Genomic DNA, 16526 nt, shown 5'->3' on the forward strand with positions numbered 1-16526 from the left:
TGGGTATATGATGCAAAATCATAAGGGTATTTTGCTAAGCAAATCATAAAAGCAATGAATTATTGGAGGGCCTACTTCAATGCTAATGGATATTCTCAAAAAAATAATATTCGGCAAACCTTTAAAATCTGATGAAATTGAAACTGAAAAGATGCCCGTATGGAAGGGCCTGCCGATCTTGTCTTCGGATGCTCTTTCCTCCGTAGCCTATGGCACGGAACAAATTTTGCTTGCGCTCTCCGTTGCCGGCACTGTGGCCTTTTCCTATTCCTTACCGATCGCTTTGGCCATTATTGCCTTGATTTTTATTTTGGTGCTGAGCTACCGTCAGGTCATTGACGCTTACCCCAACGGAGGCGGAGCCTATATGGTGGCCAAGGAAAATCTGGGGATGGTTTGGGGACGCTTGACGGGCGTCTCTTTATTAATTGATTATACATTAACCGTCGCAGTATCGGTATCCGCCGGGGTACAGGCAATCACTTCCGCAATTCCGACCGCGGTGCCTTATATTGTGGAAATTGCGCTGCTGCTGGTTTGGTTGATGGTATGGCTAAATTTGCGGGGAACGTCGGAATCGGGCGCCGTATTTTCCATTCCGACCTATTTTTTCATTTTTCTTATCCTTCTTCTGATCGGCAAAGGTTCCTGGGATTTAACTTTCGGAGCCCATCACGGCATCCCTTTGCAATCGACGTTTCCGCCCGCCGTTCCCGCCGGCCTTTCTCTTTTCGTCCTGCTCAGGGCGTTTTCTTCCGGCTGCTCGGCTGTTACGGGGATAGAAGCCATATCCGACGCTGTGCCGCATTTTAAAACACCCTCCCAAGCCAACGCAAAAAAAACCTTACTTATGTTGGGAATTTTGCTTTCTTTTATTTTCGGAGGCATTACTATCCTGGCTGTCGCCTATCACGTTGCCCCCGATCCGAAAGGACATACCTCCGTCTTGTCCATGATTACGGAAATGACGTTTGGCCGTGGCATTCTTTATTATCTGACGCAAATTGCAACCATGCTGATTCTGACCCTCGCCGCCAATACAAGCTTTAACGGTTTCCCGATTCTCGCTTCAATTATGGCGCAGGATAAAAACTTCCCAAGGATGTTTGCCAACCGCGGCGATCGGCTTGCATACAATTATGGAATCATCACTTTGGGGATATTGGCAAGCATTCTGTTGATTGTTTTCAGGGGCAAAACGGATTCGCTGATTCCCCTATACGCAATCGGAGTTTTCTTATCTTTCACTTTAGCCCAAACCGGATTGATGAGAAGATGGCTGAAAAATAAAACTTCCGGCTGGCACCGGCGATTATTCATTAACGGTTTGGGGGCGGTGGTGTCGTTCACCGTATTCGTGATTTTCGGCATCACAAAATTTGATGAGGGTGCTTGGATCGTAATCATCCTCATTCCCATACTGCTGTGGGTAATCACCAAGATCTACAGACATTATGAGGATGTGGCCGATGAGCTGAGAATTAGTCTTGAAGACGAGATGCCGCAGCAGGAAATGCTCATTATTGTGCCGGTAGCGGGCATTCACCGTGTTGTGGCCCATAGCATCTCTTATGCCAAATCCTTGACACCGAATGTCGTAGCCTTTTGCATAGCGTTCAGCGATGAAGAGGAAAAACGGATGGAAGAAAAATGGGACAAATGGAGTCCCGGCATCCGGCTGATTGTCTTCAAATCGCGTTACCGGACCATCGTAAAACCATTGTGCGAATTTATCGAACGCATTCATCTGCATGTACAATATAAACAAAAGATCATGGTGCTGCTTCCCGAGTTTATCACAAATAAATGGTGGCATAATTTCCTGCATAACCAGTACGCCAAAAAAATCCGCAACAAACTGCTTGCCAAATACGATGTCATTGTAGCCACCGTGCCCTATCATTTGCACAAATGACAGTGAAAAAGCTGCCCATAAGCAGATTACCGCTTGTGGACAGCTTTTCGTTGATCTCATATGGTTGAGGATTATCCGCGAATACCCGTGTTCGCCTGGACATAGATCTGTTCAAATTTCTCTTCAGCTTGTTTAGAAGGCGCCCCTCCGATGAGCGAGCCTATATAGGCCGCCAAGAATCCGAGCGGTATGGACACAAGTCCCGGATTTTTCAATGGGAAGATAGGATTCTCCACCATGATGTTCGGACTTATGATAATCAAGCCGATTGCCGAAATCAAACCGGTCAGCATTCCGGCTACAGCGCCGACCGTGTTGAATCTCTTCCAGAAAATCGTCAACACAATGACCGGAAGATTAGCGCTGGCCGCAATCGCAAAAGCCAATGCGACCAGATACGAAACGTTAAACGTTTTCGCACCCAAGGCGAGCAGGATAGCAATAACCGCAATGCCCACGGAAGCCAAACGCGCAACTCTCATTTGTTCTTTTTCCGTTGCATGGCCGCCGCGCAGCACATTGGAATAGAAATCATGGGCAAACGCGCTGGCGGCCGAAATGACAAGACCCGCCACAACCGCAAGAATGGTCGCGAAAGCAACGGCAGAGATGAATGCCAAGAAAATATTCCCACCCAAAAATTCGGCCAACTGGGGCGCTGCCAAGTTGCCGGCCGCATTTGCTTTCTTAATCGCATCGATACCGACAAAATAGGCGGCTCCATAACCGAGGAGCGGGGTCATCAAATAGAACAAGCCGATGATCCAAGTTGCAAACACAATGGATCTGCGTGCGGTAGGCGCATCCGGAACGGACAAGAAGCGAATAAGAATATGCGGCAAGCCGGCAGTTCCCAGAACGAGGGCCATGTTCAGCGAAATTACGTCAAGTCCCGCTGTAACCGTGGTAGGCGCCGGAGGCGTTACGGCTTTGTCGCCGAGCTTGGCGGCCACTTGGTTGAAAAGCTCCACAGGATTAAAGTGGAAATGAGCCAATACCATAATCGACAGGGCAATGGTTCCTCCCATCAGCAATACCGCCTTGACGATTTGAACCCAAGTGGTGGCCAGCATCCCGCCTGCCACGACATATATGGTCATCAGAATGCCGATAACGATGATTGACGTTGAATAATCAATACCCAGGAGCAGCTTGATAATGGCACCGGCACCCACCAGCTGCGCGATCATGTAAAACGTGCTGATCGTCAATGTATTCAACGCGGCAACGGAACGAATCGCTTTCGCGTTGAATCGGGCCGCCAGCATATCCGCCATCGTATATTTTCCCAGGTTGCGCAGCGGCTCCGCCACAATCAACAATACGACCAAATAAGCGACGAGATATCCGATCGAATAAAAGAATCCCGAGAATCCGTTAATTGCAATCGCTCCGGCGATGCCAAGAAAAGAAGCTGCCGACATGTAGTCCCCCGCAATGGCAAGACCGTTTTGCCAGCCTTTGATTTGGCCTCCGGCCACATAAAACTCGCTGGTCGATTTATTTCGCCTGGCCGCCCAATAAGTGATCAACAGGGTGATGAATATAATAACTACAAAAAACGAAAATGCAGTAGTGTTCACTTGGCGCTTTCCCCTTTCCCCTCAACATCATCTTTGACCTTTTTGGCAAGTTGGTCGAACTCTCTCGCTTTTTTCAAATACATATGGCTCAATACCCATGTCATGATGAACTGCGCAAAAGCGTAAATATACGCCCAGTTAATTGCGCCGATCACTTTGCCGTCAAGCGATGACGTAAAAGCGGTCAACACCGGCAAAATAAAATAAAATACCATAAAAAAGATTGTTGAAGGCAAAATGAACGCCTTCTTCTGCTGCATTAAATGGTGGAAAGCGCTGGATTGCCGGATTACACCCCAATCGGCCTTTTTGGAATTCGTTACCATAAAGAATCGACACCCCCTATTGTAATAATCGCGCTTTTTTGAAAGCGCTTTAATACTATAAAAGTATATCAGCTTCATCTCGAATTGTGTTGCAATTTGTTTAAGTTGCAGGTTTTAACGCACGAATAGCCGGTTGAGCCGTCTGTATTGCCGTCTGTACGGCCGCAAACAAAGAAACCATTCCGCAAGTTGAATGCGGAATGGCTTTTTCACTGGATAATTATGCTTTTTGTACAACATCGTATGAGCTTTTTAAGGAAACAATCTGATTGAATACTATTTTGTCTTTGGCGGTCAATTTGGGATCCACGTTAAAGTATCCGTGCCGGAAAAATTGAAATTTGTCCTGCGCCTGCGCATCTTTCATATTCGGTTCCACGAATCCTTGCAGGATTTCGATCGACCTCGGATTGATGTTTTCCAAGAAGCTTTTTTCGTCTTCCGATTCGTCTGTCAGCAGCAGCGGCTCAAACAACCTGAACTCCGCCGCAATCGCGTGCGTCGCTTCCACCCAATGAATCGTACCTTTAACTTTTCTGCCCGTAAAGCCGGTTCCGCTTTTCGTTTCCGGATCATATGTGCAGCGAATCTCAAGGACTTGTCCGCTGTCGTCCTTGACCACATCAACGCATTTGATAAAATACGCATTCTTCAGCCGCACCTCATTGCCGGGAAACAACCGGAAATATTTGCTCGGCGGTTTCTCCATAAAATCATCCTGCTCAATATAGATCACCCTGGAAAACGGGATTTGCCGGCTGCCCATTTCCGGATTTTCCGAATTATTTTCAGCGTCCAGCCACTCCGTCTGTCCTTCCGGATAATTCATAATCACCAATTTCAGCGGATTCAACACCGCCATCGTTCGCGGCGCCTTCATTTTCAAATCTTCCCTGATAAAATGCTCGAGCATCCTGTCATCGACGATACTGTTGCTTTTGGAAACGCCGATTTCCCTGGCAAAATTGCGGATCGCTTCCGGTGTGAAGCCTCTTCTCCGTAGGCCTGATATCGTCGGCATGCGCGGATCGTCCCATCCGTCGACGATTTTCTCATCCACAAGCTGCTTCAGCTTCCGTTTGCTCATCACCGTGTTTGTCATATTCAACCGTGCAAATTCATATTGGCGCGGCTGGGCTTCCATCTCGCATTCCCGGATCGCCCAGTCATACAGCGGTCTGTGGTCTTCAAATTCCAAGGTGCACAAAGAATGGGTAACGCCTTCGATGGCGTCGCTCAAAGGATGGGCGAAATCATACATCGGATAAATACACCACTTGTCGCCGGTTCGGTGATGCGCAGTATGCGAAATTCGGTACAATACCGGATCCCGCATGTTGATATTCGGGGAGGCCATGTCGATTTTGGCCCTCAGCACCTTTTCCCCGTCCTTGAATTCCCCTTGCCGCATGCGTTGGAACAGATCCAAATTTTCCTCCGCACTGCGGTTGCGATAAGGACTCTCTTGGCCCGGCTCGGTCAGCGTTCCGCGTGTCGCGCGGATTTGATCCTGAGTCAAGTCGCACACATACGCCTTGCCCTTGCGGATCAGCAGAACAGCCCGATCATACAGTTCGTCGAAATAATCCGAGGCAAAATGCATGCCGTCCCATTGAAAGCCGAGCCACGTCACATCTTCTTTGATCGCTTCCACATATTCCGTATCTTCTTTCATAGGATTTGTATCGTCAAAGCGGAGATTCGTCCTTCCGTTGAATTCGTCGGCCAGCTCAAAGTTGAGGCAGATCGATTTGGCGTGTCCGATGTGCAGGTAACCGTTCGGTTCAGGCGGAAAGCGGGTCACAATCCGATCCGTCCTGCCCTCGTTCAAGTCCTCGATGACAATGGTTCTGATAAAATTTGAAGATGCCTGTTTTGTCTCTTTTGTCTCCACTCATATCCACCCTTTCGTGCAAAAAGTCACTTAATCAATAATAATATAATAAATGTGCGGAAATTTCATTATTCTCTGCTGCAAAATGAATAAGGAGAACGGATTCGTTCTCCTTAACCGCTTGTTCCCTATGATTTCCATCCATAAGGCGGAATATGTCACTCAGCAAACCGGAAAAAAGATTTCCATCGTTGTCCCCACGCCGATTTCGCTGGAAATATTCAGTGTTCCATGATGATTTTCAATAATTCTTCGGCTGACCATCAAGCCCAGCCCCGTACCTTTTTCCTTGGTAGTGAAAAAAGGCTGGCCCAGCATGGCAAGCTGCTCCTGCGGTATGCCGCAGCCCTCGTCAATGAAGCGAATGACGGCGTATGCGCCTTGCTTCCGCACTTGTATCCGCAGATTTCCGCCTCCGGGCATGGCTTCTATCGCATTTTTGATAAAATTGATAAAAACCTGCTTCAGCTGGTTCCGGTCGCAATGAACCTGGATTGAACCGGTTTCAAAATCGGTCAGCAGAATGATATTATTCATTATCGTTTGCGCGCCGAGCAGCGCAATCACTTCCTGCAGGATCCCGATCAGATTTTTATGTACGAATTGGCTCTGCTGCGGCTTCGACAGCATCAGCAATTCGTTGGTGATTAATTCAATCCGCTTTAATTCCTCAAGCATGATCCCCAAATATTGCTCATTATAACTTTTTTCTTTTTCCATTAACTGCACGAAGCCTTTCAGCGCGGTCAGCGGATTTCTGATTTCATGGGCCACTCCCGCAGCCAATTGACCGGCGACAAGAAGCTTTTCCTCCTGCAGCAGCAGTTCTTCCGATTTCTTTTTCTCAGTGATATCGCGCAAGGTGACCGACCAACCGGTGACCTCTCCTTTTTCGTCAAGAATCGGGGAGCTCGACAACAAAACATTCATCCTTCCGCCGTCTTTTCTTAGACGGACGGTTTCCTTTCCGATGATTTTATTGCCGGCTCTCATCTCGCGTGCCAGCTCTTCAAATTCGCCCTTCTTTTCGTCCGGGATAAGGTGCAGGTCAAAAACATTCATCCCGACGAACTCGTTCGCTTTCCATCCGAACGTGTTCACGAAGGATTCGTTTACGCGCAATACCTTGCCGTCCTCTCTGACCATAAGAATCGGATCCACGTTGTTCTCAATAAAGGATTCAAGCTGCTGCTTGACCGATCTCTGCTGCTCTTCCAGCTGCTTGCGTGCGGTAATGTCCCGGCCAATGCAAAAAACGCCGGCTACCTCATGGTTCAGGATGATCGGCACATTGGTCATTTGGATATGAAGCGGAAGCCCGCTTTTATGGATAATCGTCATGTCGTATCTCTGCGGTATTCCCCGCAGCGCCAGCTGGATATGATTGCGCGTCTTCTCCAGATCTTGGGGCAGGATCAAGAAGGATAATTTTTTTTGACAGAATTCCTCCAAAGTATAACCCGTCAGCTCTGAAACAGCAGGATTCAACTCCCTGCACCGTCCGTCCCGATCGAGGATTAAAACCCCGTCCGGATGGTTCTCTATGGCGGACTGATAGCTTCGCAATCTGCCATCATGCGAGTTTATCATATTCAAATGTTGATTCAGCATGAAGCAGCCCCTTCCCCGCCATGTCATCGAACCCCGGGTATATGCATTCGTCAGCGTTGAGGACATACAGTTATCAATACGCTTATTATATATTTAAAACCTTAAATTTACATGAAATTACTCAGATAATTTTAATTTCTCTGCGGCCTTCCTGAACATTTACTAGATTATCAATATGGTATACAATATACTATTATCATGCAAGCGGAAATATTTTTATTTCCTCTTATATTTTGAAGTCAAAGGAGTAGGTAAACGTGCTGAACATTGGTATAATAGGTTACGGCTCCATCGGAAGGGACCTGGTTGACTATATCCGTGAAGGTAAAGCCGGCAGTGTTAAGGTGGCGGCTATCCTTGTCAGAGATAAAAATAAAGTGGATACCCCGCTCGACTCGGAATTGTTTGTCGATAAAGCCGAGGATTTTTTCGGCAAAAGCCTCGATATCATTATAGAAGGAGCCAGCCATGAAGCGGTCAAGTTGTATGCCGAACGCGCTCTGTCGGGCGGAAGCGATTTTATGGTGGCGAGTGTCGGCGCTTTTGCCGACTCGGCTTTGTATGATCGGGTGCTGAAGGCGGCGGAACAAGCCGGCCGCAGACTGATTATCCCCTCCTGTGCGATCGGCGGCTTGGACAGGATTGCTGCCGGCACACTCGGTCCCATGGAACATATTACGCTGATCAGCCGCAAGCCCCCGAAAGCTTGGTATGGAACGATCGTGGAAGAACAAGTCGACATTGAAAGAATCACCGAGCCGGTATGTGTATTTGAAGGCTCGGCCAGAGAGTCGGCCCGGCTGTTTCCGCAAAGCGTGAACGTGTCTGCAGCTTTGAGCTTGGCCGGGGTTGGCTTTGAGCAGACGAAAGTCAAAGTTTATGTAGATCCGGGGATCGACCAAAACACGCATGAAATCAATGCTTCCGGCAAATTCGGAGAAATCCGGCTGAACATTTTCAACACCCCTTCCCACAACCCGAAGACGGGATGGATCGTGGCCATGAGCATGGCCAAGGTGCTGAAAAACTTATCCACCCCGCTGATGATCGGACTCTAGTCCGGATTCGAATTCCTTCAAAGAACGGCAGGTAACCTTAATGGGTGTTGGTTTGGCATTTATCAGCGCGCTGGCGTTTTCCTCCAATTATATTTTCATACAAAACGGGATGAAGCGGTCAAAAAAAGACAACGGCGAATTCCTCTCGCTCTTTACCATGGTCATCCTGATTGCCGTCCTTGAATTGCTGCGGATTGCCATCTATGGCGGTCCGCGGATGCCGCTTGCGTTGGAAAACTTTGTTTATTTTGCGCTCGCCGGCATTTTTACCGCCTTCGTTGGTCGAATTTTGCTGTTTGCGGGCATCCGCCGCATCGGTTCGTCCCGAGTGGCGGCCCTTAAAAACACCGCTCCGGTATTCACCGTAATCATTGCCGTACTGCTGTTGGGCGAGCGGATTTCTTTTTGGGGCGGAGTGGGAATGGCCGTAATTTTCGCGGCCTTATTCCTGCAGGCGCTCCACGATTTTCACCAATCCAAGCTGCCGCGCGCGGATGAGACCAAGCCAACCAGCCCGCAGGATTCCGGACAGAAAGCTCCGCAGAGCAAATTAAGGAGCGGACTTTTGCTTTCCTTTTCGGCTGCATTATTTATCGGTTTGGGCCAAATCTCGCGCAAGCAGGGCATGGTCGATTTTGACGATCCCATTCTCGGCTCGTTGATCGGCTCATCGGTTGCCCTGCTGCTGTTTCTGCTGATGAAGTCCGTGAACGGAAGCCTGAAAGAAACGATCCTCAGCAATCTCCGGCACTTCAATACTCATTTTGTGGTCGCGGGAATGCTTACGGGAATCGCTCAAATCAGCTTTTTTGCCGCATTGCTGTATACGAACGTCTCCTATGCCAGTGTCGTTGCCGCGATGGAGCCGATCATCACCGTGTTCTTGGTAAAGCTCTTTTTGCGACGCGAGGAAAAGGTCACCCTCCGAATGGGCGCGACAGCGGTCACGATCTTTCTGGGCACCTTCATTATCATTTTCGGAAAATGAGCATTGATTCTCCATCCGCCTGTTATTCGGGTCAATGCACCTGAGCGTTAAAGGTCATGATCCAGACGGAGCCCCCGACAATGGCAACGATAAATACGAGTCCGAAAACCAATGCCATCACATTGTACCGGGGTTTTTCCGTTTCCCGGATATGCATGAAAAAAAACAGTTGCACCAAAAATTGCAGAACCGCCATCGCCACGATCACAATGATCAACGCTGAAGTGCCCAGCAGGTGATTCAAGACCAGGACCAAGGGAATGACGGTCAACACAATCGACAAAATAAATCCGGTCACATATTCCCTCATCGTTCCATACGTTTCTTTCTGCGTCATCCTCACATCACTCCCATCAGATACACCACGGTAAACAGAAAGATCCAGACCGCATCAAGAAAATGCCAGTACAGCCCAATGATCGTCATTTTGCGGCGAGTCACCGCATTCATTCCATGCCTTCGCAATTGGATCATCAAGGCGGTCATCCACACCAACCCGATCGATACGTGCAGACCATGCGTGCCCACCAGCGTAAAAAAGGAAGAGAGAAACGCGCTTCGTGAGATTGTCGCACCTTCCATGGCCATTTTCGTAAATTCACTCACTTCCAGGCCCACAAACGCCAGCCCCAACAGCGCGGTCACGATCAACCAACCGATCACACGCTTGATGTTCCCTTGATTCATCGCGAGTGTGGCGATTCCGCTGGTGAAGCTGCTGGTCAGCAAAATGAATGTCTCGGCAACAAAGCCCGGGATTTCGAACAATTCTTTTCCGGTCGGGCCTCCATCCGTATGTGAGCGCAGAACGACGAAAACTCCAAATAACGTCCCGAATAACAGACAATCGGTCACCAGAAAAATCCAAAAGCCGAATACCTTTAAGGCCTCATGGTCAAGATGGCCGATCTGTTCGTGTGAAGCTTCCGCATGCTGCATTATCCAATCCTCCCCATAGACGCTTCGACGCGTTGAATTTCTTCCACCGGAATCTCATACTCCATCTTGTATTGAAAGGAACGGGCCAGCAAGCTCATGCCGACTCCGGCCAGTCCGGCGATCCCCAACGCTATCCAGTGAAACGTAAAGCCAAAGCCTGCAATAAACCAGAAAACCGCCATGACAAACGGGATTCCGGAGTTCTTCGGCATGTGAATCGGCTCGTATTTTACCGCTGTGTTCCCCCGGCCTTCTTCCGGCATTTGTTGTTTTTCCATCCACCACGCGTCCCGGTCCTTCACTTGAGGAATCTGGGCAAAATTGTAATACGGTGCCGGAGACGGCATCGACCATTCCAGAGTACGGCCGTTCCACGGATCGCCAGTGAGGTCGCGCCGGCCATGCCGAATGCTGTATAGGATTTGCCAGACTTGAAAAACAAACCCCGCGCCCATCAGAAAGGCTCCGACGGTAGACACGAAGTTAAGCGGCGCCCAGCCCAGATCCCATCCATAAGTATAGACACGCCGCGTCATTCCCATAAAGCCCAACGCATACTGCGGCATGAAGCAAACATAGAACCCGATATTCCACAGCCAGAACGCCCATTTGCCCAAACGCTCATCCAATTGAAAGCCGAACATCTTGGGCCACCAATAATACAATCCGGCAAAATAGCCGAATACCACGCCGCCGATCAAAACTTGATGGAAATGCGCAATCAGGAAATAGCTGTTGTGATACTGATAATCCGCCGGCGCAACGGCCAGCATGACCCCTGTCGCCCCTCCTACGACAAAAGCGGGAATAAACGAAATGGTCCACAGCATCGGCGACGCCATTGTAATACGCCCGCGATAAAGCGTAAACAGCCAGTTAAATACCTTGACGCCGGTGGGAATGGCAATGGCCATCGTGGTCACGGCAAAGAAAGCATTTACATCCGCTCCCGCGCCCATCGTAAAAAAGTGATGCACCCAGGTGAAAAACGACAGCACGCTGATGATTAACATGGAGAAGACCATGGACTTATAGCCGAATATTCTTTTTTTGGCGAATGTGCTCACCACTTCAGAGAACACACCGAAGGCAGGAAGAACGACGATATACACCTCAGGATGCCCCCACATCCAGATCAGGTTGACATACATCATCGGATTGGCGCCGCCGGTCATGCCGAAAAAATGGGCGCCTGCAAAACGGTCGATAAACAGCAGCGCCAGCGTGATCGTTAAGACCGGAAATGCAAAGATAATCACGATTGAGCTCGACAGAACCGACCAGGCAAATAAGGGCATGCGCATCAGCTTCATGCCCGGCGCCCGCATTTTCAGAATGGTCGCAACAAAGTTGATCCCGGTAGCCAAGCTTCCGATTCCCGAAATTTGAATTCCCCAGATATAGAAATTCTCCCCCGGCCCCGGGCTGAACGCCGTCTCCGATAAGGGCGGATAGGCGAGCCATCCGGCATCCGGCGATCCGCCGATCACAAAAGACAGGTTGAATAGCATCGCTCCGAAAAAAAACAGCCAGAAGCTTACCGCATTCAGAAACGGATAGGCGACATCCCTTGCGCCGATCTGCAGCGGCACCACGATGTTGAATAATGCGAACATCAGCGGCATCGCCATAAACAGAATCATGATCGTCCCATGCGTCGTAAAAATTTCATCATAGTGCTGCGCCCGCAGGAACTGCAGGTTGGGCAGCGCCAATTGTGTCCGCATCAGCAGCGCGTCAACTCCTCCGCGGAACAGCATCAGCATTGCGGCAATCATATACATAATCCCGATCTTTTTATGATCCACGCTCGTGATCCATTCCCTCCACAGCCAGCCCCACTTATGACAGCGGGTCAGGAAGAAAAGGATGCTCAAAACGCTCAATATAATGGCTGCATCCGCACTGTAGATCAACGGATCTCCGGTGACAAAAAAATGGGATGCGGTTAAATTTCCATTTCCCATATGATTTCTCTCCTTATCTTCGCCAAGAGGAAGGATGGTTCCGGTTCTTGTTTACAACGTCATTAAAAAGTCCTGGAGGATAAGCGGAATACGACATATGATCGGCAACTCCCGGCTTCTTTAATTGCTGATAGCCTGCTTGGGTAAGCGGGGGCGATGTTTTCTTGATCTGATCAACCCAGGCGTTGAAGCTGGATTGCGGTCTTGCAAGCACTTGAAACCGCATATGCGCAAATCCTCTGCCGGTAAAATTGGCGCCAGAACCGGCATAATCCCCGGTTTTGTCGGCCTGAAGCCACAGCCGCATGGCCATGCCCGGCATCGAATACTCTTGGCCGCCCAACTGGGGAACCCAAAACGAATTCATGGGCGCGTCTGAAGTGAGCACAAACTGGACAGGCATGCCTTCCGGAATTTCACAGTAATTCACGGTGGCAATTTGCTGATCCGGATACTGAAACAGCCATTTCCAATCCAGCGAGATCACCTGAATCGTGAGCGGCTTGACATCTTTGACCGGCGGCTTCACCAGCAGGAAGGTCGTATTCACGGTGTACCAACCCAATACGCCGACAATCAAAATCGGAATCCCCCACCACACCGTCTCCAGAAGCTTGCTGTCTGCCCATTCGGGAGTGTAAGGCGCATTATTTCCAAGGTGGGCGCGATAGCGGTAAACGATGTAAACCAAAATCAGCAGGACGGGAACGACAATCACGGCAATCAGGATAGCCGAGAACACAATGAGTTGATATTCGCTTTTTCCAACGGGTCCTTGCGGGTCCAACACCGGAAACTGGCTTCTGCAGCCTGCCAGGAAGAAAACGAATAAACCGGCGACGAGAAACGGTTTTGAACGCATAAAAAATTTCCGAAGCTTCATTTCACCCTCCCCATCTCTCAAAAAAATTCCCGCGGTTTTTTATTTGATGCCGCAGACAATCGTTTCGAGTCATCCTTTTTGCGATTTTCACAAAACCGGCACCATCCTGTAAAAGAAATTTCAAACAAATTTGCTGATTTGTTAACAAAATTGGAACGTGAACAATCTGCATCTTGAGAATTGTTTCATTTCAGTTCAAAATAGAAAGAGACCTTGTTCACAAAAACCATACTGGAGGAGTTCAACATGCGGCCCATCGATTTGGAAGCACTTCAGCACGCACTGGATCAGTACGCCGAGCAGGACGTATACCTTCATCTGGAAACGACAAACGGCGCATACGCCTCCCACTTGGATGCTACTAAAATTACCGCCGGCGCTTACATCCGCAACGGATTGATCCGCTACACCCGCGGCTCGGTCAAAGGGCAGGGCCCTTATCGCATCGGCTTGAAGCTGCCGCTCGGCTGGGTATATGCAGAGGGCTTGACCCATTGGGAAACTGACTCCGAAGGGCGATTGCTTACCGCTGGCCATGACGGAGACGGAAAGCTTGCCGTCGCATTGGAATTGAGCAGAACCCCGTTCCCTACCTGAAGCAGCAGTTATCGGCTATTCCGTTCAAGAACAATCGACAAGGAGGTAGCAAGATGATTCGTAAAGAACGGCATGTTTTGATCGTCCTGCCCCACCCGGATGATGAAGCGTTCGGGTTTTCCGGGACCGCCGCACACCACATCCAGAACGGCACTCCCGTAACTTATGTATGCTTGACCCTGGGACAGATGGGGCGAATGATGGGCAACCCCCTGTTTGCCAATCGCGAGACCCTGCCGCTCATTCGCGAGCGGGAATTGGAGGCCTCTTGCCGCTCTATCGGAATTACCGATTTGCGCAAGTTCGGTCTGCGCGACAAAACCGTGGAATTCGAAGATCCGGAGGCGCTGGCCGATCGCATACTTGATGTGGTTAGAGAAACCGATCCTTCGCTGATCATGACGTTTCACCCCGAGCTAAGCGTCCATCCGGATCATAACGCTACCGGAGCTGCAGTGATTCGCGCCGTCGCTCGCCTGCCCGAGCCGGAAAGACCGGATATTTACTGCCTCGGCTTTGCCAACCAAGTGGAGCAAGTATTGGGCCCGCCGGACATTGTGCATGACGTCAGCGCGTTTGCCAAACAAAAGATCGGATCGCTTTTTGCCCATCAATCGCAAATTCAATTTATTCACAATCGATTTGAAGGAAAGGATCCCGCCGAGGATCCGGAGCAGCTTAAAAAGATCAGCACAGAGCGTTTCTGGACTTATCGCTGGGAGTGGAATTCACCTTCCTGATTCCTCCCACAAAACCTGACGATCTATCGGATGCCAAAAAACGAGCATGAGAAAACCTCTATCGAGGCCTTTTCGGTGATGAGCGACCGCGTATAGCGGAAGGTTTTATCGCCAATCAGAAAGCTGCAGCAAGACCGCGTTTATATGTCGTTTTTCATGCCAATAAGAATTTGCTTTTGAAAAGCTCCGAAACTTATAAATGTGGTTACAAAGAGCCGCTCCGTTGCCGGTGCGGCTTTTGATGTGCTTTCGAGAAAAATAAGCTTCTCCAAAACAATTATAAATTCAGCTTATAAGTGAAATAAGCAGCGTGAATTTCCCATGTTCCCCCTGTTATGCTAGATTTAATTGAGAGCAAAATTTTGCGCTCGATTTTTTCGCGACAAAAAATCTGAATTTTTGCACATCATCTATTCTACTTGAAAGCGAGGGACGACAAGAGATGATCAAGGAGTTGAATATCATTGACAGCGGCCTTGGCAGTACGGCGGTCAAATGGGGCAAGGTCATCGACAATAACAGGTGCATCGGTTGCCACGCGTGTTCCACGGCATGCAAATCGGAACATGAAGTGCCGCTAAGCGTCAACCGAACGTATGTAAAGCAGGTGGAGGTCGGGATTTACCCCGAAGTCAGCCGCCATTTCCAGGTTACGCGGTGCAATCAGTGCGAAGATGCGCCGTGTGTTCCCGTATGCCCGGTTACGGCCATGTACAAACGCCCTGACGGGATCGTGGATTTTGACAGGGATATCTGCATCGGATGCAAAGCCTGTATCGCGGCATGCCCTTATGACGCCATCCATATCAGCCCGGAAAGCCACAGCGCCGAGAAATGCAATTTCTGCGCGCACCGCATCGACCAGGGCTTGGAGCCGGCATGCGTGGTGGTTTGTCCGGAGGAAGCGATCATTGTCGGAAACCTGTACGAACCGGAAAGCCTGGTCTCGCAAATCATCGCCAGACAGAAAGTCGATGTGCGCAAACCGGAGAAAGGCACCTCCCCGAAAGTCTTCTATGTAAACGCTAACGAATCCACATTATCTCCTACCGCCGCGAATTATACCGGCATGCATATGTATTCGCAGCAAAATGAGGGCTATCCCGTGGAAAGCATCAATTCTTCTCTGCGCAGCGTTGCCGCCGCGGTGGTCGCTTACGATGTTCCCCACAAGGCTCCATGGGGCTGGATGGTCTCGATGTACACATGGACCAAATCGATCGCGGCCGGCGTGTTCATGCTTTATGCGTTTCTCGGCCTGCTCGGTCAACCTATGGATGCCGCCTGGACGACAATGACCGCTGTTGTCGGAGGAGTTTTCCTAGCCTTGACGGGAGTTCTGTTAATCGCCGATTTGAAGCATCCGTCCCGGTTCTATACGATCTTCACCCGGCCCCAATGGAAATCGTGGCTGGTGCGCGGCGCATTCATTATTTTGGGTTATTCCATCGTCCTGCTGCTGCAGTTTATCGCCGGTATTGCCGGAAGTGCGGTGCTTGCCGAAGCCCTCTGGTGGCCAGGACTGATCCTTGGAACCCTTACGGCGATTTATACCGCATTTTTATTCTCGCAATCCAAAGGCCGCGATCTGTGGCAGAATCCGACGCTTCCGCTCCACCTTTTTGTTCAGGCGGTCTTGTCCGGTGCAGCCGCATTCGCCCTTCTCGCAATGTTTATGCCGCTTCCCGACGCTTCCCTTAATCTTGTTCGCGTCATCCTGCTCGCATCCGTCGCCCTTCATCTGGCCTTGATTCTCAGCGAAGCGGTCATTCCGCATATGACGGCGGACGCTTCCAGAGCAGCGCATCAAATGATCAAGGGCCGTTTCCGCAATTTTTACTGGACAGGAGTGGTCGCCGGCGGAATCGTGCCGTTCCTGCTCGCCTGGGCTTCCGGATCGGGAATGGTCGAGCTGGCCTCTCTGCTTGGTTTGATCGGTTTGTTGGCCTATGAGCATGCCTATGTGCAAGCAGGGCAATCGGTTCCTTTAAGCTGAATTTACATCAAAGTCATGGAGGGAAGAGC

The 16526-nt window shown here is 49.8% G+C and carries 14 protein-coding genes; 6 read left to right on the top strand and 8 right to left on the bottom strand.

Features of this window, described 5'->3' with window-relative positions:
• Positions 1 to 79 precede the first annotated feature (79 nt).
• Positions 80 to 1915, top strand: coding sequence for a potassium transporter KimA (kimA, locus tag VF724_RS09670; protein ID WP_371754038.1), 1836 nt, complete (start codon positions 80 to 82; stop codon positions 1913 to 1915).
• Between the two features lie 71 nt (positions 1916 to 1986).
• On the opposite strand, the gene VF724_RS09675 is transcribed toward kimA, so the two are convergent.
• The 4 genes from VF724_RS09675 to VF724_RS09690 form a co-directional block, all read right to left on the bottom strand.
• Positions 1987 to 3498, bottom strand: a complete 1512-nt coding sequence (locus tag VF724_RS09675) for a solute symporter family protein (RefSeq protein ID WP_371754039.1) — start codon at positions 3496 to 3498, stop codon at positions 1987 to 1989.
• Entirely contained in the window at positions 3495 to 3824 is a 330-nt protein-coding gene (locus tag VF724_RS09680; RefSeq protein WP_371754040.1) for a DUF485 domain-containing protein, read from the bottom strand. The genes VF724_RS09675 and VF724_RS09680 overlap by 4 nt, the downstream gene beginning before the upstream one ends.
• A gap of 220 nt (positions 3825 to 4044) precedes the next feature.
• Positions 4045 to 5718, bottom strand: coding sequence for a glutamine--tRNA ligase/YqeY domain fusion protein (locus VF724_RS09685; RefSeq protein WP_371754041.1), 1674 nt, complete (start codon positions 5716 to 5718; stop codon positions 4045 to 4047).
• A 162-nt stretch (positions 5719 to 5880) separates the two neighbouring features.
• Positions 5881 to 7329: a PAS domain S-box protein gene (locus VF724_RS09690; protein ID WP_371754042.1), complete on the bottom strand. Its 1449-nt coding sequence runs from the start codon at positions 7327 to 7329 to the stop codon at positions 5881 to 5883.
• 257 nt (positions 7330 to 7586) lie between these two features.
• On the opposite strand from VF724_RS09690, the gene VF724_RS09695 reads away from it, so the two are divergent.
• Entirely contained in the window at positions 7587 to 8387 is an 801-nt protein-coding gene (locus VF724_RS09695; protein WP_371754043.1) for an aspartate dehydrogenase, read from the top strand.
• Between the two features lie 40 nt (positions 8388 to 8427).
• Positions 8428 to 9375 carry a DMT family transporter gene (locus VF724_RS09700; protein ID WP_371754044.1) on the top strand — a complete coding sequence of 316 codons (948 nt, stop codon included), beginning with the start codon at positions 8428 to 8430 and terminating at the stop codon, positions 9373 to 9375.
• A 31-nt stretch (positions 9376 to 9406) separates the two neighbouring features.
• Here the strand turns inward: VF724_RS09700 and cyoD are convergent, their stop codons facing one another.
• The 4 genes from cyoD to VF724_RS09720 are packed head-to-tail and all read right to left on the bottom strand — an operon-like array spanning position 9407 to position 13164.
• Positions 9407 to 9712: a cytochrome o ubiquinol oxidase subunit IV gene (gene cyoD, locus VF724_RS09705; RefSeq protein ID WP_371754045.1), complete on the bottom strand. Its 306-nt coding sequence runs from the start codon at positions 9710 to 9712 to the stop codon at positions 9407 to 9409.
• Between the two features lie 2 nt (positions 9713 to 9714).
• On the bottom strand, positions 9715 to 10314 hold the full coding sequence (cyoC, locus tag VF724_RS09710; RefSeq protein ID WP_371754046.1) for a cytochrome o ubiquinol oxidase subunit III: 600 nt from the start codon (positions 10312 to 10314) through the stop codon (positions 9715 to 9717).
• Positions 10314 to 12281 (bottom strand): cbb3-type cytochrome c oxidase subunit I, encoded by a 1968-nt coding sequence (locus tag VF724_RS09715; protein WP_371754047.1) that lies wholly within the window; start codon positions 12279 to 12281, stop codon positions 10314 to 10316. Before VF724_RS09715 ends, cyoC begins: the two co-directional genes overlap by 1 nt.
• Before the next feature lie 13 nt (positions 12282 to 12294).
• Positions 12295 to 13164 (bottom strand): ubiquinol oxidase subunit II, encoded by an 870-nt coding sequence (locus VF724_RS09720; protein ID WP_371754048.1) that lies wholly within the window; start codon positions 13162 to 13164, stop codon positions 12295 to 12297.
• A 246-nt stretch (positions 13165 to 13410) separates the two neighbouring features.
• Between VF724_RS09720 and VF724_RS09725 the strand changes: the two genes are divergently transcribed.
• The 3 genes from VF724_RS09725 to VF724_RS09735 all read left to right on the top strand — a co-directional run bounded on the left by VF724_RS09725 (position 13411) and on the right by VF724_RS09735 (position 16497).
• Entirely contained in the window at positions 13411 to 13761 is a 351-nt protein-coding gene (locus VF724_RS09725; protein ID WP_371754049.1) for a YojF family protein, read from the top strand.
• 53 nt (positions 13762 to 13814) lie between these two features.
• A complete protein-coding gene (gene bshB2 / locus VF724_RS09730; RefSeq protein WP_371754050.1) occupies positions 13815 to 14501 on the top strand; it encodes a bacillithiol biosynthesis deacetylase BshB2 in 687 nt (228 codons plus the stop codon).
• A 442-nt stretch (positions 14502 to 14943) separates the two neighbouring features.
• Complete coding sequence (locus VF724_RS09735; RefSeq protein ID WP_371754051.1) at positions 14944 to 16497, top strand: 4Fe-4S dicluster domain-containing protein; 1554 nt, start codon at positions 14944 to 14946, stop codon at positions 16495 to 16497.
• The last annotated feature ends 29 nt before the right edge of the window (positions 16498 to 16526 follow it).

This window comes from Ferviditalea candida (assembly GCF_035282765.1).
In the GTDB taxonomy this organism is placed as follows: Bacteria; Bacillota; Bacilli; order Paenibacillales; family KCTC-25726; genus Ferviditalea; species Ferviditalea candida.